Source organism: Pseudoalteromonas sp. PS5 (assembly GCF_004103255.1).
Taxonomy (GTDB): Bacteria; Pseudomonadota; Gammaproteobacteria; order Enterobacterales; family Alteromonadaceae; genus Pseudoalteromonas; species Pseudoalteromonas peptidolytica.
Genome location: NZ_RCSQ01000098.1, coordinates 24259 through 50952, shown reverse-complemented (window position 1 = coordinate 50952; position 26694 = coordinate 24259). Strand labels below are relative to the sequence as shown.

Below are 26694 nucleotides of genomic sequence, written 5' to 3'. Positions count from 1 at the left end.
GTATTAAGACTAATTGGTATTATATTATTTTCTACGACATACACTTCACAAGGTGCTAAGCGTCCTTTGTTGAATACCCATTTGAAGAGTTTTTCATATCCGCAAATCAACTTATACTCTCCGGTTGCATTGGCACCTAAGACAGTACAGGTCTGCTGTGTTGATGAGTTTATCAAGCGCATGATCTCCTGATTGATGTGATGCCACTGCTTGGTGTTTCTCTGTGCTGTATTTAAGGCAACACCTTTACCTACAAGGATCCCATTTTGTAGCGGAAAAAGTGTCTTAATTGCCTCTATGCTAATATCACGTCGGATAATTTTATTTGCAATTTTATCTTCTATTACACCTAGCTGTATGCCTTGATGGTTGCTTTGTATTGACGATACTTGGTTCATTGTTATTGTTTTCTTTCGTAGTTTGATAATAATTTCAGTATTAGAGTCTTCTTTTTTACTATTCATATCTTAACGTCTAAATTCCCGCAAACTATGGTAAAAACACTCTCTTCATGGAGTACAAAGTGGCAAGTAAATTTACTACCTGCTCGGATCTTATCGGATAAATCTTCAACTATTTCCAGCTCTAGCAAGTGTTTTTCAGTGTCTAACATGACTAACTTTGCCGCATCAAAGCCAAAGTATTTTTCCACATATTTATAGATAGCTTTAAATAAACTCTCTTTAGCAGAAAATAGTAATGTCACTAGATCGGAGTCATTAAAATTACTATGTTTAAAGGCTAATTCCTCTTCTTGTGAAATTACTAAGTCTCTGATTTCATTTGATATATCTTCTTTCATCCAGTGTTCTATATCGATTCCTAAGTATTCGTACTCACTTTCAATTGCTGCGGCACAGATAGCACTTGTATCAACATGAGAGATAGAGCCTAGAAGTCCTTCAGGCCAAATTGGTTGTCTGTTTTCTCCAATAGGTATTTGCTTACAACTCCTGTTTAGAGATTTTACAGCTTGCGATGCACAAAAACGGCCTGCTAAAAATTCACTTTGGCGACTTTTTACCGCTGAGTGAAGTGATTCAGGAAACTCGATACCTAATTCATCAAACTGCATTGAGCTAAAGTTATCACTGTTAAATTGGCACTTATAAAGCTGTATGTCCTTTAAATGTGGTAAAGTATACGACTCAGTGGCTTCTATAAAGGCATTGTTTATACAATGGCTTTCTGATATTTTACGGTTGTGAAAATGTAACTGTTGCATAAGCATCTCCATATTCAAAAGAACTACTGGTCTTTTGAAATTGAAGGTTCGCACTTATCAACGATGCGACAGTATGCCAATGTATATAAGTCGCTAAGCAAAGCTGCTTGTAATTCTTGGTCGTTGTTTGTTGTGTTAGCTTCACTCGCACATGTATTAAAAGAAAGTAGAGTTGTTGCTAAGATTACTGCTAATTTTTTTGTTACGTTTTTCATGTGTTAATCCTTAATAATGGAACATAGTTGAATTGTTTAACTAGGCTTCAGGTCGCTCTCTAAAGCTCCATTTCAAGGTACTCAAGGTAGGATGATTAAAACTCTCGGAATGTTTTTGGTTCTTACTTTTAAATCGTGGGAATAGCTATTTATAATCTCGCGGAATTGTCACGGTATTGAATTTAAAGCTTTTTTTCTTGCTGGCATTAAGGCGGTGAGAAAAAAGGAAACAAAATCTTCTGGTAAAGGTATTGTTTGCGATGGAAATTAAGTGTGGGAATTGGGATGTCTTTGTTGATGATCTCGTTGTGCAGATCCACGATGAGACATTTAAACTAGAGCCCAAAACGATGGACTTATTGGTATGCCTGGCTAAAAATCAGGGTAATATCATGTCTAAGGATGCTCTAATAGAAAGTGTATGGGATGGTATGGTCGTCAGTGATCATGCGGTGACATCTTGTATCGCAAAACTAAGAAAGGTGCTTTCTCAAGATCAGAGTATTCCAATATATATTGAAACTATCTCCAAGCGCGGTTACCGAATCCCCAAGCAGGTATATGTTTCGATCTGCAATAAAGAAGAGGTAACTGAAACTACGAGTCATACATCGGCAACGAGTACGAATAATATCAAACTGATCAAGGTATCAGTCGTATTGATATTTGCACTTGTTGTTATTTTGGTGGTGTTTTATAGCGCAGATACCTTATCCATTGTTAAAGAGAACCATGTTGTAGAGAAGCCGTTAAAGTTTCAAGGTATGCACCCGGTCACTAGTTTAGAGGGGCCTGAGAAAACACCTAGGGCTTCACCGGATGGGAAGTTTATTAGTTACTTATCTTTCAACCTTGATGAGAAAAGGTGGGATATCAATATATCGTTGTCATCTTCTAGGGAAATTGTACATCGCATCTTAGACGTTTCTGAATTTACGGCTCCAGCATGGTCATTTTCCAGTGATAAAATTATATTTCATAGAATAGGAGAGGATTTTTGTGAAATCTATATAGCTGGCTTGCGTGAAAGTACTTGGAGTGAAGAAAGCGTTTATACTTGTGAACTATTCAGCCATGCTATGGATTTTGCTTGGGATAAGAAAATCGAACTTATCTACTTTAATGAAAAACCATACCTAACTGAGCCCGCGGCAATCTTTCAGTTAAACCTAAATACTGGACGAAAAGTACAAGTAACTAATCCAATCGTTAGTGGCTTTGGAGATTACCGTTTAAACTATTCATATGACTTAGGTCTGTTATATTTTCTCCGCAACGAGCATTGGAAGAAGAGCACTGATTTTTATAGCTTAGATCCTCTCAAACAAGAGATAACGCACTTATTTAAAAAAGATAGATTAATCAAATATTTTACGCTAACCGAAGCCGGCTATCCGCTGTTTTCCAGTAGCAAGTACTCCTTTGATTATTTTGATTTATTAACTACGAAACAACATTCTGCATATCGAGCTTCTTTTCCGATAAAGCACCCACAGATATTCGCTGACGATAACAAGCTGCTATTCATGGTGGAATCGATAAAAGGGAGAGATTTAGAAGTTTTCTCACATAATAAGGATGTGCCAACTGCGCTACTTAAAACCCTCAACACTTCTAGGGACGACTATAGCCCTAGGTTTGCCAACAAGACAGGGTTACTTGCGTTCGTCTCCAATCGTAATGGTTCACCGCAAGTGTTTGTTGTTAATATGCAAGGTAAGGTGATTTCTACGAGTAAGTTACCTGAAGAAGTGCGCCCAACAGGCTTAGTTTGGTCAGCAGATGATTCAAAAGTTTTATTTTTATTCGAACAAGATATATACTCAGTGAATGCAAAAACTGGCGAGCATGAAGTGACTGAGTTATACCAACCTTATTACGCATTCAGTGATGTAGCTCGAGAAGGTCGTTCGTATTACCTGTCTTCCGACCATAAATTGGATTGGCAGATATATAAGGTAGGCGACAATCAAGTTGAGCAAGTAACAGATAAAGGAGGGTATTATGGCATCGAAAGTGATGACGGGAAGTATCTTTATTTTAGTAAGTTTAGAGCGAAAGGGCTCTGGCGAACCGCTATCGATGTCGGTAACGAAGAGTTAGTGATCCCCGATATTGATCTATTGAATACTGGCGGGTTTCAAATATTAGGAAAGTACCTTTACTATAAAGAAAATACCAAAGACGGGTTTATTGTCTTTCGGTTTGATACTGAAAATGATGAGCTAGAGCAATTTGCTAATATCAAAGGTGAAGTCGATAAAGGATTTAGCGTTTCATTTGATGGGAAATATGTTATTTATACAAATAATATGACAGAGGTTGAGTCTGACATCGTGATGGCTGAAAGGTTACGCTAGTATGTACGGTTTTCCTCTTTTGTTAATTGCTGAACAAAATAGATGAATGTCTCACGTGTGAGATGTGTTGTTCACGCAACATGGTGACGCATCATAGCACTTTCATTTAATGTGCAATAAATTTGAGAAACTAAGGCTGACGCCAAAAAAGATAAAATCTCGCACCTGACTTGAGGTTTATGTAAGGAATGAGCTAATTGAATGCTTTATCGCTCACCTTAATTATTTACCAAGTTTAGGGATACCGAGGAAAATTCATGGGTCAATAACTCGGCTATTGGAAGTGAATTTAACGCCTCTAGCGCTATGGTTGGATACCAAAGAGGCGATAGTTAGCAAAAGTGCAGGTATTAAGTGTAACCAAAACGAAAAGTTGTGCTTTATGTGCACGGACCAGGAAACCTTGGTGGTTTCAATGTTATTAACAAAATTTCACTATCTGCGGATAGAACATTTGGTTAAGTAAGTCGGAAACACAATGAACAGTAGGCTGTATCAGTTCACTATTTACAGGAAAAATAATGAAAACAATAGAAGTAAATTTTGACGGCTTGGTCGGCCCAAGTCACAACTTTTCGGGTTTATCATCAGGAAATCGCGCTTCACAATTTAACAAAGGACGCATATCCAACCCAAAGTTAGCTGCCTTACAAGGGTTAGAAAAAATGAAGTTGTTGATGGATAGTGGTTTAACACAAGGGATACTTCCGCCTCAGCTGAGGCCTGATATTAGCATGCTAAGACGGTGTGGCTTTACGGGAAGTGAGCACCATATCATTGATAAAGTTTCCAAAATAGAGCCACAACTACTCAGCCTATGTTATTCATCGTCCTCAATGTGGGCTGCCAATAGCGCTACAATTTCTCCCAGCTCTGACACGAATGATGGTAAGCTACACATTACGGCTGCTAACCTTGCATCTAAGTTTCATCGGAGTTTAGAAGTGGAAGGTACAGAGTTAGCACTAAAGAAGATTTTTAAAGATAGTGATAAATTCGTGCACCATCCAGCATTGCCTCCTGCTGAGTTATTTAAAGATGAAGGCGCTGCAAACCAACTGCGATTTTGCAATGAGTATGGTGACGCTGGTTTAAACGTATTCGTTCATAACCAATGTGCAACGGTTGCGGAGAATGAAGGTAGACAGTCGCGTCAAGCGCATGAAAGTATCCGGAGATTACATCAGTTAAACTCAGATACAACCATCCACCTAATGCAAAACCCTGAAGTTGTGTCAAAAGGTTTTTTCCACAACGATACTATTGCTGTAAATAATAAAAATGTTTTTCTCTATCATGAAATGGCTTATATAAACCATGATGAATTGACAACAAAGATAGCCGAATATTTTGGGGGTAGGTCAAACTTTTACCCTATCTGCGTACCTTCAGAAGTGATCAGCCTAGGCTTGGCTTTGAAAACGTATATGTTTAATTCTCAGCTTATTTCTATAAATAGTGAACATATGGCATTAATCGCTCCGATTGAATGCAGTATGGAACCAACAGTTAAACAATTTTTGGATAGCATTATCACCTCTGATAACCCTGTGAAGTCGATACATTATGTCGATCTTAGGCAAAGCATGTTAAATGGAGGTGGGCCAGCTTGTTTACGTTTGCGTGTACAGCTGACAGAAAGAGAGCTCGCGGCGGTGCATTCAGGGGTTATCCTGACACCTGAACTGTATGCACAGCTTCGTCAGTGGATTGAAAAATACTATAGAGATCAGCTTCGTGTAGAAGATTTAGCTGACCCTAATCTATATGTAGAAAGCTGTGAAGCATTGGATAACCTGTCGCAAATTTTAGATTTAAATTCGCTTTATTTTTTTCAGCAGAGCGAAATATAAAAAGATATGGCACTCATTGGGGAGTGCTATATCACATACAAATTTAATTAATCATTATTTATCAATGAGTAGTGTTTAAAGTGTAACAGAAGAATTAGAACCTACGCTTTAATACTAAGATTGTCATAGAGTTAAGAGGAAAAGAAGTTGATTGAACAACAAAATAAGCCACTTCCCAAAGTGCTACTAAAGTTGATTGAGAATAGTCAAAACTATCCTGATAAGGTGGCTTTCACGTTTATCGAAGCGCAAGGTGAAGTAGAACTTACTTTTAAAGAGCTGGAACATCAAGCGAGAGTAATGGCTAAGCAGCTCTTAGATAACGGAAAGAAAGGCGATAGAGTTGCACTTCTACTTCCAAATGGAGCGGCATATATTATCTCGATGTATGCATGTATGTTTGCTGGCTTGGTATCAGTCCCCCTCTATCCCGCAAGAGCGAAAGATAAGCACTCCAGAATCGATGCTGTTGTTGATAACTGTAATTCAACTATCATAGTTACATTAAGTGATAATCTTGAAAATACAAAAGCTTACTTTGACAGTAGCAGCTATGATTTTCACAGTAACATCGTAACGTTTGAAGCATTGTTAGAAGGTGATGCGATAGAAATTGACACCCAAATTGATGCTGACGACATCTCATATCTACAGTATACATCAGGTTCTACAGGGATCCCGAAGGGAGCAATCATTACCTATGGAAACATCGCGGCAAACTTAGATGCATTAATTGCAGCGAGTGATAGCAGTGAAAACGATGTTTTTGTAAATTGGTTGCCTCTGTTTCATGATTTAGGATTAGTAAATACGCTATTCCTACCTGCTTATATTGGTGCCCAGTCAGTTATTATGTCTCCTTCTGACTTTATCAGAAACCCATTTTCGTGGTTGTCCGCCATTGATAAATATAAAGGGACGATATGTGGTGGTCCAAACTTCTCGTTTGATCATTGTTGTAAGCATGTTACGGATGAGCAGGTATCACAGCTAGACCTCAGCAGTTGGCAAGTCGCATTCAATGCTGGAGAGCCTATCAGGGCGAAGACTTTTGAGAAGTTTCACGATAAGTTTAAATTAGCAGGCTTTTCAAAAGAAGCTTACTATCCTAGCTATGGAATGGCTGAAATCACAGTGTTCTTAAGTGCACCACTGCGTGCTAATTGTGCAATAACAACTCACTTTTGTACCGAGTCCCTTGGTGCGGGAATTGCGAAGGCCTTGGATACTGGTGCAACAGCAGTAAACTCGACAACTCTTTTGGGGTGTGGTCAAACATATACAGACCATAGTGCAATCATTGTAGACCCCACAACACTTGAAATTTTACCAGATAATCAGATTGGTGAAATCTGGGCCAGTGGTAGTAGTGTGGCGCTAGGTTATTGGGGTCGAGAGGAAGAAACTGCTAAGACATTCGGTGCACAGCCAAAGGGGAGTGATGCCAAATACCTCAGAACAGGTGATTTAGGCTTTATCTATAATGGTGAAATATATGTCGCGGGTAGAATAAAAGATACCATCATTATCAACGGAACTAATTATTACCCACAAGATATAGAGTTTGTCGCAGAACAAGCGCTAGAAGGGTTGCCTCTTGGGAATGCTGCTGCATTTTCAATAGAAGATGAAGCAACAGAAAAGTTAGTGCTTGTGCAAGAGTTACGCCCAAGCAAAGATATCAAAGAAGAATTAGGCTCGGTTATTCATAAAATCAGTGAGGCTATCAGTACACGTATAGGGCTAGATATTTATAGTATTAAGCTAGTACGCAAAGGTAAGCTTTTAAAAACCTCTAGTGGCAAAGTGAAAAGGCAAGCGACAAAAGAGTCATTCTTAAATGGAGATCTTGGAGAATATCATGGTGTAACATTTAAGGATACACCAAGTGAATTGGCAGATAATCTTGAATTAACTCGTCAGATACAAGCTAACGCTGTAGAGCGCACTACACTATTCGAATATTTACAAGCTGAGATATCATCTGTTACTAAACAGCCTATTGATAACGTGAGTTATGATAGTTCTTTATTGTCATTAGTGATGAATTCACTGCGAGCGTCGCAATTACAAGCAAGATTAGAAAGAACATTTTCCGTCTCCTTGCCACTTGCCGAATTACTCGCAGTTGCTAAGGTCAAAGACTTAATTGATACCATTTTATTAAAATTAAATAACGTTAAAACTGAGCAATCCATTGAACCTCAACAGATCATTGAAGGTAAGCTTTACCCTGCAAGCGCAAATCAAAGGTCTTTGTGGTCGCTACATCAAAGAACGCCATTACAAACAGCCTACAATATTCACTATGCCTTTAAGTTCGAGTCATCAAGCTTGGAGATTGATCGGGTAAAGTGTGCTTGGGATAAGGTGATTGCCAAACATGCGGCGTTACGTACGCAATTTCAATTTGCTGATGGCATCCTAAATCAAAAGATTTCTTCTGATCTCGGTGAATATTTTACGCACAAACACTGTAATAACTCTGTTGCAGTAGAGGACGCATTACGGCAAGCCGCTTCGTATCATTTTGATTTGGAGAGTGGCCCTTTAATTAGAATTGAACTAATCAGTTCCAGTGAAGACAATTATTTAGCGATTACACTTCATCACATTGTGACAGATATGCACTCAATGATGATCTTAATCGAAGACTTCAAGCGCTTTTATACAGCCAATACAGTAGAGGAATATGAACAAACGAACGCATTTTCGTATGTTGACTTTACACTGTGGCAAAGCAAAGTGGAGCGTTCTGAACCCTATCAAACGCAGCACGAATTCTGGCAAGATAGGTTAAGTAACGTAAACCCTAATCTAGAGCTAGTTACAGACTTTGTTCGTCCTAAATCATACTGTTATGATGGTGAAGTGGCCTCGTTGATGCTAAATAGCGATGAAAAAGAGGCTGTTAAGCAGTTTGCAGTGAGTAATAACATTACGATGAACCAGCTGCTTCTATCTATTTATTTTCTTTTCCTATATAGATATACAGGCCAAGATGACATTGTAGTTGGCACTCCAAGTATGGGTAGGCATCTTAGCTGTTTTAACTCAACAATTGGGTATTTTGTTAACCCTCTCCCTATTCGAAGCAGTTTAAGTCGAGATCTGACTTTCCAACAGCTACTCACAGATATAAAACAAAATCTATTGTCTGCAATGGCAAATAGCCAGGTACCGTTTGAACATATTGTAAATAGTACCTTAAGTACTCGGCTTGAAAATTTTGCACCCTTGTTCCAAACCATGTTTGTGTACCAAACAACCGATGCAAAAGACTATGAAGTACTTGATATACTGCTCAATAATAGTGGCGCACTTGCCTTGAGTGAAAATGAAAGACTGATCCCGGTGCAACGCGATAAGTCGACGGCTCAGTTTGATTTAATGTTAGAAGCAACAGAGTTCGATCAGAGTATAAAGTTAGAAATTAACTATAACACTTCCTTGTTTGAGCGTGCGACAGCTGAGAATATGCTCAACAGTATTAAAGAGTTGCTATTTGCAGTAATACAAAACCAGCATGAGACCTTAGATAAAGTCGCTATACTCAGTGAATCGCAGGAGCATAAAGTGGCAGCTATGCTGGCTCCTCGTCGACGCTTCAATAACGCATCAAATACCATTCAGTCTTTATTTGAAGCGCAAGTAGAAAGAGGGGCAGAGCAAATTGCTGTAGAGTCAACAAATGGCGATAAACTCACGTATTTTGAGCTCAATAAGCGAGCGAACCAGCTCGCTCGCCACTTGCAAACGCAGGGCATTCGAGCTGGAGATAAGATTGCGCTGTTGATTGATAGAAACATTAATACCGTTGTTGCTATTCTTGCGGTATTAAAAGCTGGAGCTGCTTATGTCCCGCTCAATACGACTAATCCTTCGTCTCGTTTGGAGGGGATATTATTAGATGCTCAAGTTGATTTTATGATTTGTGAATCTAATACCGAACATACGATATTTGATGGTAAAAAATTCATTATTGATGCAGATGCTGAGTCACAAAAATTGGCAGAGTATAGTGGCCAAAACTTACAAGTTGATATTGAGAACAATGCATTAGCTTATGTAATTTATACATCTGGCTCTACCGGTAAGCCTAAAGGCGTGATGGTAACGCATAATAATGTCATGAGACTTATTGACTCAGCTTGTGAACTCTACTCTTTTTCAGATCAGGATGTATGGACTTTATTCCACTCTTATAGCTTTGACGTCTCAGTGTGGGAAATGTGGGGAGCCTTGTTTACAGGAGCTAAATTAATAGTGATGCCGCTTGAAATTGCTCGAGACTCCTTTGCAATGCGTAATTTAGTGCAACACTATGGGGTAACTGTACTTTCTCAAACGCCATCGGCTTTTTATCCTTTCATGGCTGTTGAAGGACTCGAAAGTTATCATCATGAACTCCGTTACGTGGTTTTTGGAGGAGAAAAATTAGAGCTACAGAAATTACAACCTTGGTTCGAAGCAAACTCAAACTCTCAAACCAAACTAGTAAACATGTATGGCATTACAGAAACTTGCGTCCACTCTACGTTTAAAGAAATTGGAGCGTCCGCATTAAAATCTACAGGTAACTTAATCGGCCAGCCTTTGGGTGATATAGGGATTTACATCTGTAATGACAGTATGCAAATACAGCCTTTTGGGGTGATCGGGGAGATGTACCTCACAGGGGATTGTGTCGCCAAAGGTTACTTAAATAATGAAACACTAACGAGTGAGCGATTCTTTAATCATCAGTTTCCTGGTCAACAAAGTTTACCAGTATACAAATCAGGAGATTTAGCGTATTTGCGACATGATGGCGAACTTTGTTATGTGTCTCGTGCAGACGATCAGGTCAAAGTGCGTGGCTTTAGAATAGAATTAGGAGAGATTGAAGGCTGTATTCAAGCGCTAGATGGTGTGAAAGAAGCCGCTGTTTTGTGCGTGACACATGATGAAAGCAAAAAGCTTGTTGGCTATGTTGTAGCAGATCAAGGGGTTGATTCTAAAGGTGTATTTACACATTTGAAAAGGCACCTACCGGATTATATGGTTCCTGCATCAATCATGATGCTCGATAATCTCCCACTTACTGCCAATGGTAAGTTAAATAAAAGAGCATTGCCTGAGCCTATTTATCATCATGGCAATGATGTTCAATCTGATACTGTACCTGTCACACCTTTGGAGCTTGAGTTACTGGATATTTGGGCCAGACTATTGAGCGTGCCGAAAGAGAATATTTCAAAAAATGATAGCTTTTTCTCTTTGGGTGGTGATTCAATCTTAGCTATTCAACTATCTTCTCAGGCTAAATTGGCTGGCTTATCACTTACACCAAATGATATTTTCAAGCACCCAACGATTGAAATGCAAGCCGTAGTAGGTGATAAGGAAAGTGAGGTCTTAATAGAATGTGAAACAGAATCTCGTAGTGCTCCACTCACTGCCATTCAAAAGTGGTTTTTCTCGTTGGATTTGGTTGACCATTCTCGTTGGACACAGTCACTAAGGCTAGAAGTGAAAGAAGGGATCTCAAAAGAGGTGTATCAAGCCGCATTTAAACAGCTGATACAAGCACATCGAATATTCAAAACTGGATTTTCAGGTGATGCTCAACACTACCTTGATGAGAATGCGCTTGCTTCTTTAGAATATAACACGGTAGGTTCTGCTCAGGAGGCCAGACTTCTTGAAGCTAAATTACAAGGTAGTCTGAATATTGAGACCGGTAATACTGTTGCTGCAAGTTATATTTGTTCACAAGACACTCCTGATTATATTTTTATTACTATTCATCATTTGATTGTCGATGCTGTTTCATGGCGGATCCTAATTGAAGACTTTTCCCATGCAATCTTAGAGCGTGTTAATAATGTCGTGTCGGAGCGAAAAAATACGACTTCTTATTTTCAGTGGGCTGCGGAATTACATGCTTACAGCGACGTAGACTCGGTTGCCAAAGAGATCCCATATTGGCAAGGTATTATTGATAAGCACTACACTGCTTTACCGTTTCGCTCCGAAATGCAAGCAACCTATGAAGAGCAGAAGAAAGTTACGGTTGAGTTAGGACAAAGAGAAACGCATACATTGCTCAAAAAAGCCAAGGATACTTTCAATACAGAGATGCAAGATATATTGCTGAGTGCGCTTGGAATTGCATTACACTCATGGTCCGGTGGCTCTGACTTTATGATTGACTTAGAAGGGCATGGCCGCGCTAGTCTCAATGAGCGTATTGATTTAAGCCGAACAATTGGCTGGTTTACAAGCATTTATCCATTCAGTCTACGTATCTCTGATCCCAGTGCTTTAGGGCAAACGGTAATTGAGACGAAGGAACGGTTAAGAAACGTGCCTGAAGCAGGATTTAATTACTCTGTGATCAACTATCTAGCTAATGACATACAACAAAATCATCGAGCCCCAATTTTGTTTAATTATCTTGGTCAGCTGGATTATTCACTGCAACAAAGTGATGCGTTTAATAAAATACAGCTTGTTGAGGAAGGCGATAGAAATCCTGCCGACAAGAGAGCATACCCAATAGAGGTGCTTTCAAAGGTACAAGATGGTCAGCTTTGTATTGAATTACTTTATGATGAGCTAACACTGAGTGAAACAACAGCTCGGCAGTTGGTAAACGATATTCACACTCAGCTACAGCAATTTAGTCGTGTTTGTCTAGATCAAGATACGTGTTTTTATACGCCGAGCGATTTCCCGTTGATTGAACTGCCGGAGCATAAATTTAATTCACTAATTCATGATTTAAAACTGAGCACTAATAAAAAAATTAGCAATATATTGCCGACTACTGAAACGCAAGAGTCTATTTTATTCCATTGCCTATCCTCTTTGAACAAGAGCTTATACTTTGAACAAGTTAAGTTTAACTTTACAAAGAAACTAAATGCGCAATATTGGGCAGAAGCTTGGGAACAGGTAATTGAGAGACATCAGATATTGAGGTCGGGTTTTGTCTATAAAAACTGTGCAAACCCACTGCTGGTTGTATATGAAGAGCAGCAATTCTCAATGACGGAGTATGACTTTAGTCACTTGGATGCGTCTACGAAAGTTACCTATCTTGCCAATGAATTAAATGCACAAAGGCAAAAAGGGTTCAATTTAGAAGATGCGCCATTGAGCCAATATCATTTATACAAAATGAGTGATTCATCATTTGTATTTGTCTGGAACTTCCACCATAGTATTCTTGATGGTTGGTCGATGGCCAACATTATCAAAGAAGTGCTTACTATATATGAGCAGCGTCTTGGTCGAGAGTTACAAGAGTTACCTGTTGCTGCAAAGCTAGAAGATTACGTTGAGTTTAAACTTACTAATACATCTAAAGAGAAAGAAACAGAGCGTTTTTGGTCTAATTACCTGAAAGGTATTTCTACGGCAACCACACTGCTCGCGGATAGGTACAATGACCCTAAATTAGATGAAACTCTTGAAGAAAAAGAAAACTTTTCTAAAGATTTCTCACCTTCTCAAAGTGAAAAAATACATCGCTTTTTGACGAAGGAAAAGTTAACACTTAATCACTTTATGCACACCCTGTACACTTTACTCATTGCCAGTCATAGCGGCAGTAAGGATATCATGTATGGCGAAACATACTCAGGCCGACCTGCTGAAGTTAAAGGGATTGAGCAGTTGGCGGGTCTATTTGTAAAGTCTCTGCCAGTTAGGCAACGATTAGAGGCAGGTGAGACAATAAACTCCCTGTTGCAGAAGCAAAAAAGTGAGCAAAGCAGTAAAAATGGTCATTTAGATATTGAGCAAGATAGGCTATATAAATTGACTAACTTTAGTAGCTCACAGTTATTTGAAATTCTGTTGAACGTTAATAATTATCCAATTGATAATAAAACACTTGAACAGTCTACGCTGATAGATCTTCAGGATATTGAACATCATGGTGAAAGTCCGACAGCATTAACACTGATAGTAATACCACGAGATAATATACAGCTTTATTTCTGTTACGACGTTCGTCGCTTTTCTCGAGTAGCGATTACAAACTTACTGGATGATATTCATTATCTTGCAGAGCTGATATGTGACCAGCCTGATACATCAGTGACAGAAGTCTTGCAAAATCTAGATGAGCGTAAACGGAATCTGCGCTCAGCAACAAGCCGAAAACGAGTCGTTAGAACAGGAACTTCTAGACGCGAACCTAGTAATATTTAGTAGAGAAATTGTATATGATTGAATTAAAAAGCAGCCCTAAAATGGCAAAAAGAACAATAACAAGAAGTCGTCAAGCTCCTATTTCTAGTTTAGATCTAGTGGCTTGTACTGAACTGTTTCAAGGTGACTCTTATGCACTGTTAATCACCCCCCAGGTTCCAGGCGTTAGCCTTAAAGATTGGACTCGTACGAACCAAAGCTTTATTGATCAAAAACTTTTGCAGCATGGTGCAATATTGTTTAGAGGCTTTGATGTTTATGGTGATAAGGAGTTTGTTGAATATGTTCGAGACTCACAGTATCAATTAATTGAATATGTAGAACGTTCTTCACCCAGAAAGACGATCGCGAATAATGTGTTTACTTCAACATTGTACCCAGATGATGAAACTATCGCGTTACACAATGAAAATACAGCGTCAATTTCATTCGCATTAAAAGTATGGTTCTTCTGTGAAGAAGAGCCGATCACTGGGGGAGCTACACCAATAGGTTGCAGCAAGCGTATATTGCAACATATAGACCCAGATGTATTAGATAAGTTTAGAAAAGTAGGCTGGACACTACATCGAAATTATGGAAAGTATTTGGCATATGATTGGAAAGATGCTTTCGCTGGACGTTCTAAAAGTGAAGTTGAAGAATACTGCCGTGTGAATCAAATTGACTTTCGATGGAAAGAAGACGACGGCCTCTTCACTAGCCAAACTCGCTCTGCCACGATTATTCACCCGCAGACTAATGAAGAATGTTGGTTCAATCACATTGCCTTCTGGCATCGTGCAAATTTGCCACCGTTTGTACTTGAAAGCATGTTAAGTCAAGTGGGTGAAGAAGGGTTACCATTTGATACCTTGTACGGTGACGGTACAAGGATCCCAGATGATGTAGCGAGACACTTGAAAGAAGCATATTTAAAAGAAAAGAAAATGTTTGATTGGCAAAAAGGGGATGTACTACTTATTGATAATGTGCTCTCTGTTCACGGAAGGGAGGCATTTACAGGCCCAAGAAAAGTACGTGTAGCCATGGCTGACCTTTATTCAAGACCTGAATTTTAATAATAATAATTAGGAGAAAATTATGTCTGATGGATTTCTGACTTCACCACAGCAGAGGGATCTTTTTCAAATACTTGAGCATGATCGCTCTGGTGCACAAATTGTAGTAGAGCTTAAAGGTAGTGTAGATATTGCTGCTTTAAAAGAATCTTTAAGCACTGTCGTGGAAAGGCATGAGATCTTTCAGACAGATTACACTGTTATTCCAGGGATGAAGTACCCACTGCAAGTGCTAGCGGGAGCAAACCTCGAATGGAGCGAGCATGAATTGAGTGAATCGTCGCTAACAGAGATTGCTAAAGTACAAAATGAAGAGTTCCAAAAAAGTGGTAATAGCAGCACAGTATATATCTCTTTAGTAAAAGAAGCCGAGAATAAGCATCATATCATTCTTTGCTGTCATGCCCTGGCTATGGACTACCAAGCCGTAATGACTATGCTAAAAGAGTGGTCCTATTGCTACGATGCTATACACGGATCAGGGTGTCCTGAACTGGAGGAGCCTCTACAGTATATCGACTATGCAGCATGGTTAGATGAGCTTCAAATGTCAGATGATGCTTTTGAAGGAAACAAGTTCTGGAGCAATTATTGCAAAGACTTTTCCCCACGTTTTAGCTTTGCGCTTGAAGAGCCAACAACAGAGCGTGCGTACACCCAACACAGTCAAGTTGTTAACTTACCTAGTGTGTATACAGAGCAGCTTAATGCGTATTGTTCACAACATGATTTGCGGGCTCAAGACGTGCTTTGCTCGATGTGGCTTTTAATTGTCTCACGCATGAGTGGGCAATCCAATCAAGCTGTCTCATTCAGGGTTGAAGGGAGAGATGATGAGCAGCTACAAAGTGTCATGGGTATAGTTCAAAAAGACATACCAATTTGTGTGGACATCACTGAGTTTAAATCATTTTTACCACTTGTTAAGCAACTTTCTAGGCAGTTAACTTCTATTCAAAGTTGGCAAGACTTTTATAAATGGCCTGAGTGTTGGAGAGAAGAAGCATCGGAATCGTTAGATATCGGTTTCGCTTTTTATAACAGCGCCTCTACACTTACTTGTTCCAACAGCGAGTTAAGTTGGACCCCTAAACATATCCAGCTGCTCCTTCTCTACACAAGCTAGCTTTGCATGCCGAAGTAAACATCGACAATAATATCGAGCTATGTTGGCGATTTGACAGTAATGCTTATACTGAACAAGTAATCCATCAAATAAACAATGCGTTTATTACCCAAATGCGTTATTTGTTATCAGCACAAGTTGATGGGTTGCACAATATACCGATATTCGAGTTAGAAGAAGCAGTGCTAGATAATACCAAAGTTAAAACATCGACAGGCAATACAGTAAACAAAGCGATCCACCAACTAGTTGCAGAGCAAATCAAACAATGCCCCGATAAAGTGGCACTAGAGCATGATTCGGACACGCTTAGCTATCAAGAATTGGGTAATTGGGCGAATGCTATTGCGCAAAAGTTAGATGACAATGGGGTAGAAAAAGGGGAAGTAGTTGCCGTTTTTGCACCGCGTTCATTTTTACTGATCGCTGCTATGTTAGGGATTTCAAGAGCAAATGCAGTCTATTTACCACTGGATACTGAGTACCCAGAAGAACGCATCAAATACATGATTGAAGATTCAAACGTCAGCAAGGTTATTTGTTTAGCAGATGATCAGCAACAGCTAGAGAAATACAACTTACAGCTGATTACGGTTAATAAACCCTGTGAATCAATAGCATACAATAAAAATCATGAATATTGTCAAGATGACGATGCCTATATGATTTATACATCTGGCTCGACAGGGAACCCAAAAGGGACTTTAATACCACATCAGTCAGTGATAGCACATACATTATCCATGATTGAGTACTATCAAATGAGCGGAGCTGATCGTTCGCTCTTATTTGCACCAGCAAACTTTGATCCATCTATTGAACAAATCTATGTTGCGTTGGCGAGTGGAGCGACACTATGTATTAGAGGACCCGTTGTTTGGAGTCCTGCTGAGTTAGCTGAAAAGATTGCACAGTATCAGTTGAGCGTGGTTAATATACCTACAGCATATTGGAATCATGTGGTTGATGATTGGCAAAACTTACCATCACTTGAAAAGGTAAGTAGCTTAAGGCTCATGATCGTCGGTGGAGATCGGATGGTAGCTGACAAAGCGAATAGTTGGAACGAGCTATTTGAAAACACTGTCAGATTAATAAATGCTTATGGCCCAACGGAAGCAACGGTAACGGCACTGGCGCATGAAGTTGGTCGCGACCAAAGTAACGCAATCTCAATCGGGCAGCCATTACAGGGAAGGGAGGCTTATATCTTAGATGAAAAAATGAACCCTTTGCCCCCAGGCTTTGTTGGCGAGCTATATTTAGGTGGGATGAGCCTTGCTAAAGGCTATATAAACCGTGATGAAGAAACACGTGCTAAGTTTGTAACCTGTGAAATTGGCTCACAACGGAAGCGATTGTATCGTACAGGTGACAGAGGGTATTACGACATAGATGGTTTATTCTACTTCACAGGCCGAAACGATGCGCAGTTGAAAGTTCAGGGCTATCGCGTTGAGCTTGGTGAGATTGAATCGCAGGTACATGCTATTGCAGGAGTTACAGAGGCGGTTGTTATAGGACACCCATCGAACGGTGATGCAGATAGTGTTGAGCTTATGGCATTCTTCACGGCTGAAGCTGCCACAATAGATGTAGAGCAGCTGAAGAACACGCTAAAAAGCAAAATGCCGGACTATATGATACCCAATGCACTATTTCAGGTTGAAAGCTTTCCGATGACACCGAGTGGAAAAATGGATAGAAAAGCTTTGGTAAGCGAAATAGATAAGTATCAAAAGGAAGAAAGTCGACCCTACCTTGCGCCAACAACAGAAACAGAAGCTGTATTAGCTAAGGTATGGGAGAGTGTCTTTTCACAAGACAAGGTGAGTATCAATAGTAGCTTTTTTGGGCTATATGGAAACTCTCTCAAAGCAATGAGGATGATTGCAAACATTCGTGACGCATTGGAAGTTAAGCTGACAATTAAAGAAATATATGATTCAGAAAGCTTAGCGTCGATGGCCGCACTTATTGATGAGAAAAAAGGTAAAGCGACGAGTAAACAAACTCAGTTGCCTGAGATTAAGCCGCTCAGCGGCACAGAGGATATTCCTTTATCTTATGGTCAAGAGCGAATGTACTTCCTTGATAAAATTGGTGAAAGTACAAAGTACCATATGACAGGCTTTGTTAAGATTAGTGGCCAGATTGATACTAAGGCTTTGGAAAAAGCCATTGCTTACACAATAGCGAGACACGATTCGCTGCGAACTAAGTTTAGTGAGTTAGGCGAGCGACTTTGCCAAATTGTGGAGCCACATATTCAGCTTCCATTACAACAGCTAGATATGTCTACAGAGGCTGATATTACTGATCTATCAAGCTATAGAGCGACATTAGAAAGCTGGGTTGAAAAACCATTTAACCTTGGTGAGTTGCCCTTGATCCGTGCATTACTTGTTCGTTTTGCAGAAGATAAATGGGTATTAGGACTATGTATGCACCATATTGTGGCAGATGGGTTATCTCTGAATATTATTCTTGATGATATCACGTCTAGCTATAGAGATTTTGTACAACAAAAAGATGTGGAGGTCGTGCATCCTGCCATTCAATATACTGACTATGCGAAGTGGCAGCGCGACTTTATCAACGAGAAGACATTAGCTAATGAAGTGAAGTTTTGGAATAAGGAATTAAGTGGCTATCAAAACTTAGAAATGCTAACAGATCACCCAAGACCTAAAGTACTGTCAGGTAAAGGGGAGCGAGTACTTTTCAATCTAGACAAAGGACAATTTGATTCCTTAAAATCTCTATGTGATAGCCGTCAATTAACCGTATTTAGTATGTTAATCAGTGCGGTTCATCTCCTTTTACAACGATATTCAAATCAAACGGATTTTTGTCTGGGTATCCCGGTTGCAAATCGAGAGCAATCTCAAATCCAAGATACTGTTGGACTATTTTTAAATACAGTCGCATTTAATTTAAAAGGTATTTCTCAAGACAGTTCGGTTGGCCGTTTTCTTGAAACAACACAGGAGAAGATGCTAGAGGTACAGTCCAACCAAGCTCTGCCTTTTGAAAAGGTTGTAGAGCTCGTTGAGCCTGACAGAGACCTTAGCAGAAACCCCCTATTCCAAGTATTAGTTAACTATCTTGACCTAAATAATAATATTGACTTTGCAGGGTGTGATGCCGAGCTGATAGAGCCATTACAAATATCGGCCAAATTTGATTTAACTTTTGACTTTGCCAATACGGATGCTGGTGGGCTTGAACTACAAATCGAGTATTCTCAGGACTTATATAACAGAAGTACAATTGACAAAATTGGTGAGCAACTACTATACCTATTAGAATCGCTACAAGCGCAGTGGCTAAGTCCAATAAAGGATATTTCATATCTAAGTGAAGCGGATAAAAACGCTATCTTAAGTCACAGTAGAGGTAAGAAAAGCGATTTAGCTGCTACATCTGTGAAAGACTTATTTGCTCAGCAAGTTCAGGTATCTGGCCATAAAACGGCGATCAAATGCGAAGGGATGGAATTTAGCTATGAAACCCTAGATGCTCGAAGCAACCAAGTGGCAAATATGCTGCTCCAGTCTTCTCAGTTTGTACAAGGAGACTTTGTCGGTATTTTGATGGAGCGCTCTGAGAATATATTGATCACCATGTTAGGGATCATCAAAGCGGGAGGTGCGTTTGTTCCTTTAGATCCTACCTATCCAGCTGAGCGATTGGGATATATCGTTGAAAATAGCGACATGCGTTTAGTGATTTGTAGTGACACGCTAAGTGTTCAGGCAAGCCAGTATGGAGATGAGGTCACAGTATGCCGTATAAGCGAAACTGAGCATCTCAGTAGAGCTGTTGCCAGTAAAAAGTTAGAGCAAGAGCAACTGGCATACGCAATTTACACATCGGGTAGTACAGGAAAGCCTAAAGGGGTTCAAATATCACATGGAAGCTTTGTAAACTTCTTGATGAGTATGCAAGTAGAGCCTGGGTTTAACCGTGACGACTCCATTCTTGCCATTACACCATACAGCTTTGATATAGCGCTACTTGAGCTCTTTTTGCCTATTGTATCAGGTGGAACTTGTGTGATTGGCTCAAGCGCTCAGTTAGCTAATATTGAGTCATTGGCGAACACCATCTCTGATGTCAAACCCAGCGTATTACAAATGACGCCTTCAACTTGGAGTGCATTGCTCAATTTCGGTATTGACCTCCCTAGCAGCATTCGTGCGCTCTGTGGTGGTGAAAGCATGCCAACACAACTGAAGCGTCGGTTGTTAGATGTGACGAGTGATGCCTGGAATATGTACGGCCCAACAGAAACGACTATTTGGTCATCTTGCACTAAAGTTAGTCGTGACGAGTCTGTTGCGTTAGGCCAGCCTATCTTGAATACAGACTTGTATATTCTTGATGAGAACCTTTCATTAAGCCCACAAGGCGCGCAGGGAGAAATTTATATTGGTGGTGCCGGCCTCTCAACTGGTTATATTGCTCGTGATGATTTAAATAGCCAGAGCTTTATAGACTCACCTTGGGGTCGATTATTCAAAACAGGAGACATGGGCCGTTGGGTCGGTGAACGAGATAACTTAAGTGTGCAGTATCTTGGTCGAAAGGATACTCAAGTTAAAGTTCGTGGATTTAGGATTGAGCTGAGCGAAATTGAATCAATCCTTGAGCAACAGGCTGATGTCTCTGCAGCAGTCGCTATGATTAGTGGCAAAGGAGATATGACCACATTAGAAGCGTTTGTGCAGGTAATTGATGGCGGAAGTGTTGATACGCAAAGTTTGCTAACAATATTAAAGCAGCAGCTACCGCATTACATGGTACCTAATTATATTCAGCTACTTGAGCAACTTCCGAAAACACCAAGTGGTAAAGTGGATAGAAAGGCGTTAGCTAATCAGTTTACTGTCGCAAACGAGGTGCAAACATACGAGCTACCAAAGTCTAAAACAGAGCAAGAGCTATCGGTAATGTGGTGTGACGTTCTTGGTGTCTCACACGTGAGCAAAACAGACGGGTTTTTCAAACTAAAAGGCCACTCATTAAAATTGGCCAGTCTGTATAAACGGATCAAGGCCCACTTTGATGTAACCTTTTCACTGCGAGATCTGTTTGAAGCAGATTCATTAGAGCAGATGGCAAGCTTGATCGATAGGCATACATCAGGTGGGAATAAACAAGAGGCAATAATCCGTAATACATCAGCAACAGAGGGGCCGCTTTCTTTTGCTCAGCAAGGCTTATGGCTAGCAGATCAAATAGATAACCATCACACTAGGTATAATAATGTTGCAGCTATTGCCTTAACTGGCTCGCTCAATACTGCGAAGCTTGAGCAAGCAATCAATTGTGTGGTGGAAAAACATGCGGTACTGCGCACTGCGATTATGATGGATGTAGAAAAAGGCATCCCTCATCAAAAACTGGCTGCAATTGGAACTGTTGCATTACCAATTGAGCCGCTGCACCACCTACCGGAGTTTGAACAGCCGGATGCCATCAATAAAGTAGTTACCGAAGAGGAAGCTTACCAGTTTAACTTATCTGCTGCACCTTTATGGCGGGCTCGTTTATTACAGCTCTCACCAGAGAAGTTTATTTTGGTGCTTAACTTCCATCACATTATTACTGATGGTTGGACAACGCGTCTGTTCATCAGTGAGTTGTGTCGCTTCTATGAGCAAGGACATAATGAGCAATCTACTACAGATACCTGCGATTCTGTAAGCTATATTGACTACGCCGTTTGGCAAAGAGATACGCGTAAAGATGAGCTCCAACAGCTACGCTTTTGGCAACAGTATTTGGCAGATATGCCAAACACGATGCTAGCACTGAGTGATAAGTCTGTACCGCAAGCCGGTGACGTGATTACAGGCTCCCAACAGTATGAGTTAGGCGCTGATTTGACGTCACAGCTAAGACGATTTAATGATCAGACACACTTTTCACCATTTATGGTGCTTCAAACCGCATTCAATCTTGCGCTTGCAGCATTAACTGGAGAAAAAGATATTGTTATCGGGACAGATGTGGCAAATCGTGAGCATTATCAACTTGAGAATACAATGGGTTTCTTTGTAAATCAGGTGGCATTGAGAAATGCTGTAGATCATGACAGCAAGGTCTCAGAATTTCTTGATCAGGTTAAATCTAACACCTTAGATGTGTTGAGTAATCAAGAGGTGCCATTTGAAAAAGTTGTCAATCATCTAAGAGGAACGCAAGCAAATAGAAAGTCACCGATTTTTCAGATCAAGCTATTTTTAGATCAAGCGCCAGACACCGAAATTGCATTAGAAAACGTGTATTGTGAAGTTTTAGATATCGGTGAGCCCAAAGCTCGTCTTGATTTAACACTAGGTCTATTAGAGTATTCAGATACGATAAAAGGTAAGCTTGTCTATAATGCGAATGTGATAAGCGAAAAGCGAGTTGATGAACTATTGGCAAGCTTTGAAGCTGCATTAAGACAGATTGCGGCAGGCGCAGATACAGTAAAAGTAGGTGAGTTAATTAATTCTCTGCAACAAAATCTTGCGACACAACGGCAGAATCAAGAAAATGCACTACTAGAAAAACAGTCAACACTTAAGATAACAGGGCGCCGCAGGGGGGCGGATAATAACGGTTCTGCGATTGTATTAACGCCCCCAAGCAACATCAGTGAGCCAATGTCTATCAGTGCTTCACAGCCTGGTGTGAACTTAAGGAATTGGATAAATAGCAATAAAGCTATTGTAGATTCTTATTATTCACGGTATGGTGCTATTCTATTTAGAAATTTCAATGTTGGATCAGTAGAAAACTTCTCCAGCATAGCTAATCTGCTAATCAGTGATTTAGTTGAAGATAATGGCGAGCACAATCCAGTTGATGGTCACGCGACTGTACAGACTCCAGTTCAGTACTCGAGCGAACATCATTTGTTGTGGCACAATGAAAATACATTTAATAGCACATGGCCTTCTCGAATTATGTTTGGGTGCCAAGTCGCCGCCCTTGAGGGGGGAGAAACGCCACTGGTAGACACGAATGCGGTTTATCAAGCTTTACCTGTTGAGGTTGTTGAAAAGTTTAAACAGCATGGTGTGATGTATGTTCGAAATTATTCTCGTACTGATGATGTAGGCTTAGGTTGGGAGAGCGTATTCTGTACAACCGATAAAGCAATTGTTGAAAGAAAATGTAAAGAGCAAAACATCCGCTTTGAATGGCTAGAGAAAGACAAGCTGCGGACTTATGCGGTAAGACCTGCTTTTGTAACAGACCAAGAAAATAAATGTTATTGGGTAGCTCAAATCCAGCATTGGCACTTTTCTTGTTTGGATGACAATACTAGGCAATCAATAGCGACTGTTTACAGCGAAAGTGAATATCCTCGTAACTGCTATTTTGGTAATGGGGACAAAATAGAAGATGGGTTTGTATCAGATTTATTAGCGCTATATAAAAAGCTTGAATCGTCATTTGCTTGGCAGGACGGCGATGCTTTATTAGTCGATAATGTCATGATGGCTCATGGGCGAAACCCGTATAAAGGTGACAGAAAGCTTCTTGTATCAATGGGCAACCTAATCACATTTGAAAGCTAAGGGTAATATTTTGAACGAAAATTGTTATGCAATGACAATTCAGCAACGCAACCTCTGGGCTCAACGCCCGGAGGTTGTAACTGAAAAGTATAATTCAGTGTCAATAATCATCAATGGTATTATTGATAGACAGCGGCTTAGAGACAGCTTACATGAGGTGATTAATGAACATGAATCACTGCGTATGGAGCTGGTACATGATGAGCTGTATCATCAGCCAAGACAGAGTGTCGTATCACCTAAATTAATATGGCAGGAGACGCCAGAAGGTGATGATAATCAAATGCCTACAAGTGGAAGCTACGGCGTTCATGCGACACTAACAGCACTCGCGATTGATAAACATCAGCTAGCTATCCGTGTGCCAGTATTGTTTACAGATAGCCAGAGTTTACAGAATATCTTTAAGCAATTAGTTTCTCGGTACAGTGGTAAAGCTCCCTCATTGGCTTCAACAGAATATATTGATTATGGACTTTGGCAGCAAGAAATGATTGAACAAGACAATCAAGCTACCGAATTTTGGTCATATCATGAAAATGAAGTCGAGGATATTCAAGCACCTTCTGAGCGTGGTAATTATGAAGTTGGATTACCTGATTCAGTCGAAAGTAATATTGTTCTAGCGCAGTGGGCTGGTGTATTGGCTCAGTACTCGGGGAACAACCCATTATCTATCAATGTGGTACTAGACGGTCGTGTGAACCCAGAGCTTCGAGATGCAGTGGGCTTGTATGCGCGAGCGCTACCTCTACAGCTAACCATAGGTGAAACTGAATCTGTAAAAGATGTTGCGTTGCAACTCGCCGATAAGCTCAAGGCGAACAGCGCGTATCAATTATATGCACCTGAAGCGATCAGTAGTTCTATGGCATTTGCTTTTCAAGAGATACAAATTCACAATGTGCAGGCTTCTGAAGGGGCTGAGTTCGTTATTGTAGATCTAGACTGTTGCCATACTTATCAAGGCATTGTGCTAAAGTTGCTTTGTTTTGAAAATGGCAAAAGAGTGGCCAAGTTTGATTATGCAGAAGATCAATACACGACAGAACAGATTGAAGACTTAGCTAATATGCTCTTATGTGCGTTGTCTCATCAAGATGACGATAAGGCACTGTTGGCGACTCAGCTTTTAGATGCTGAAAAAGAGCAAAGCTTACTGTCACAGCTTAATCCTACACCATCTACCACACCTAACTTGACGAGTCTGTTTTCTGACTCTTTTGCTGCATATGCAAAAGATATCGCTGTAACAAATGGTGAGGTTAGTTATGATTATGCCACGCTAGGCTCCGATGTGGGTAAATGTATAGCCTTTCTAACATCCCATGGCTACGGACGTGGCGACACGATAGGTGTGATGTTGCCTCGAAGCTATGAGTTACTAGTACTTCTCCTTGCATCTATATATTCAGGAGTTAGCTATTGCGCCATTGACCCTAAAACAAAGGGTAAACGTCTAGAGCGTTTGCTGACAGGTCTCAAATGCACGTTTGTGAAGCACTCCTGTGTAGAGGTGCTAGATAGTGTATGTCACGACACGAAGGTCTTTGATATTGATTCGGCATGGCAAAGTATTAGTGAATGTTCTGAGGTCTTGCTGCAAGATATCACTGACAACACTGATATCGCATATCGACTTTATACTTCTGGTTCTACAGGTGAACCAAAAGGGGTCGAAGTAACTCGTCAAGGGCTCGCAAATTATTTATCTTACGCAGCTAAGCATTACTTATCTCATCAAGGTAACAGCTTAGTTCATACCGCCATAAGCTTCGACCTGACTGTAACCTCGCTGTTTTCTCCTTTACTTGTTGGTGGCAGCGTTCAGCTGGTTGAGGGCGATGAGACTGATGATTTTAAACGTGCGCTGGTTGATATCAAAAATATCAACTTACTTAAAATTACCCCATCACACCTGAAGCTAGTAAACAGCTGGCTCGCCTCAGGGGAGTTGGAAAGCCTTTGTATAACCCATTTGGTTGTTGGTGGCGAATCCTTACAGCATGAAGATTTGGCTCCTTTGTTCCAACACAATCCAGATATCAAGGTGTTCAATGAATATGGCCCCACAGAAGCAACTGTAGGTTGTTGTGTAGCTAGATTAGAGCGTGGTGGTAAGGGCAACGCTGCAATTGGTCTGCCAATCGACAATATGCAAATGTATGTGCTAGATAGCGCCCTGCGAGTTGCACCGTATGGTATTGCTGGTGAAGTTTATATTGGTGGTACAGGACTTGCTGCCGGCTACTTTGAAAAAGAACAACTCACGCGTGAGCGCTTTTTGACAGTGCGTATAGCTGGCGAGGATAAACGACTATATAAGTCGGGTGACGTTGCTAAGTTAAATCGCACGAAACAAGGTGCAGAGTTAGTATTTCTAGGACGTAATGATCGACAAATTAAGATTAATGGCTATAGAATTGAGCTAGATGAGATTGAGCGCGTTATTAGTCAAGTTAGCGGTAAGAATACCTTGGTTACTACTCGAGAAAATCAACTATCCAAATTGTCGATTTGTGCTTTTCTAGAGACTCCAGAGCAGGATCTAGAGGAAACGCTACCGTATCAATTAGAGGAATTTCTTCCACACTATATGATACCCGACAAAGTGATAACCTTAGATGCGTTCTCGCTTAACACCAACGGTAAAGTCGATATTCAAAAGCTGTTGGCTCATGCAGATTCAAAGCTTAGTAACGTTGCGTATGTAGAACCTAATACGCCCCTTGAAGCGCAGTTGGTGAGTATTTGGCAAGAGAGCTTAAAGGTTGAGCGAATAGGGATAAACGATAACTTTTTTTCCTTGGGTGGAGATTCTATTCGAGTAGTACAGATTGTTGGAGGTGCCAAAAAGCAACAATTGGAAATTTCTTCTGAAGATGTTTTTCAAGCGCCTACTATTGCAAAACTGGCCAACTTGATTGAAACGCGACAGAAACGTCAGGCTGCTGATGAAGCACAGCTAACAGAGCAGTTGCTAGCGGAAATAGAAATGCTTTCAGAAGAAGAAGTGGAGAGGCTTTTGGCTGAAGGCTAAAAGGTTTGGTAATCGGACAGGCAGAATAAGTA

10 protein-coding genes are annotated in these 26694 nt (G+C 40.3%); 7 read left to right on the top strand and 3 right to left on the bottom strand.

Annotation, left to right across the window (positions count from 1 at the left end):
* The 3 genes from D9603_RS13460 to D9603_RS13450 all read right to left on the bottom strand — a co-directional run.
* On the bottom strand, positions 1-464 hold a 464-nt coding region (locus D9603_RS13460), incomplete at its 3' end, for a hypothetical protein (RefSeq protein WP_153188197.1).
* Complete coding sequence (locus D9603_RS13455) at positions 461-1225, bottom strand: 4'-phosphopantetheinyl transferase superfamily protein (protein ID WP_161972750.1); 765 nt, start codon at positions 1223-1225, stop codon at positions 461-463. The genes D9603_RS13455 and D9603_RS13460, both read right to left, overlap by 4 nt.
* 23 nt (positions 1226-1248) lie before the next feature.
* Complete coding sequence (locus D9603_RS13450; RefSeq protein WP_128731692.1) at positions 1249-1440, bottom strand: hypothetical protein; 192 nt, start codon at positions 1438-1440, stop codon at positions 1249-1251.
* A gap of 260 nt (positions 1441-1700) precedes the next feature.
* Here D9603_RS13450 and D9603_RS13445 point away from each other — a divergent pair, with 260 nt between their 5' ends.
* The 7 genes from D9603_RS13445 to D9603_RS13415 all read left to right on the top strand — a co-directional run bounded on the left by D9603_RS13445 (position 1701) and on the right by D9603_RS13415 (position 26662).
* The gene (locus D9603_RS13445) at positions 1701-3800 is read left to right on the top strand and encodes a winged helix-turn-helix domain-containing protein (protein WP_128731691.1); all 2100 of its coding nucleotides are present in this window, start codon (positions 1701-1703) and stop codon (positions 3798-3800) included.
* Between the two features lie 521 nt (positions 3801-4321).
* Entirely contained in the window at positions 4322-5653 is a 1332-nt protein-coding gene (astB, locus tag D9603_RS13440) for an N-succinylarginine dihydrolase (RefSeq protein WP_128731690.1), read from the top strand.
* A 147-nt stretch (positions 5654-5800) separates the two neighbouring features.
* Entirely contained in the window at positions 5801-13855 is an 8055-nt protein-coding gene (locus tag D9603_RS13435; protein ID WP_128731689.1) for a non-ribosomal peptide synthetase, read from the top strand.
* Between the two features lie 41 nt (positions 13856-13896).
* Entirely contained in the window at positions 13897-14916 is a 1020-nt protein-coding gene (locus tag D9603_RS13430) for a TauD/TfdA family dioxygenase (protein ID WP_161972749.1), read from the top strand.
* Positions 14917-14938: 22 nt separating this feature from the next.
* Complete coding sequence (locus D9603_RS13425; protein WP_128731687.1) at positions 14939-16042, top strand: condensation domain-containing protein; 1104 nt, start codon at positions 14939-14941, stop codon at positions 16040-16042.
* A gap of 2 nt (positions 16043-16044) precedes the next feature.
* Positions 16045-23622, top strand: coding sequence for a non-ribosomal peptide synthetase (locus tag D9603_RS13420; protein WP_128731686.1), 7578 nt, complete (start codon positions 16045-16047; stop codon positions 23620-23622).
* Positions 23623-23719: 97 nt separating this feature from the next.
* The gene (locus D9603_RS13415; protein WP_161972748.1) at positions 23720-26662 is read left to right on the top strand and encodes an amino acid adenylation domain-containing protein; all 2943 of its coding nucleotides are present in this window, start codon (positions 23720-23722) and stop codon (positions 26660-26662) included.
* Positions 26663-26694 lie beyond the last annotated feature (32 nt).

Excerpts from the sequence above, each read along its gene's own strand:
- D9603_RS13455 (WP_161972750.1), bottom strand. The coding sequence starts at position 1,225 with ATGCAACAGTTACATTTTCACAACCGTAAAATATCAGAAAGCCATTGT.
- D9603_RS13450 (WP_128731692.1), bottom strand. The coding sequence starts at position 1,440 with ATGAAAAACGTAACAAAAAAATTAGCAGTAATCTTAGCAACAACTCTA.
- D9603_RS13445 (WP_128731691.1), top strand. The coding sequence starts at position 1,701 with ATGGAAATTAAGTGTGGGAATTGGGATGTCTTTGTTGATGATCTCGTT.
- astB (WP_128731690.1), top strand. The coding sequence starts at position 4,322 with ATGAAAACAATAGAAGTAAATTTTGACGGCTTGGTCGGCCCAAGTCAC.
- D9603_RS13430 (WP_161972749.1), top strand. The coding sequence starts at position 13,897 with ATGGCAAAAAGAACAATAACAAGAAGTCGTCAAGCTCCTATTTCTAGT.
- D9603_RS13425 (WP_128731687.1), top strand. The coding sequence starts at position 14,939 with ATGTCTGATGGATTTCTGACTTCACCACAGCAGAGGGATCTTTTTCAA.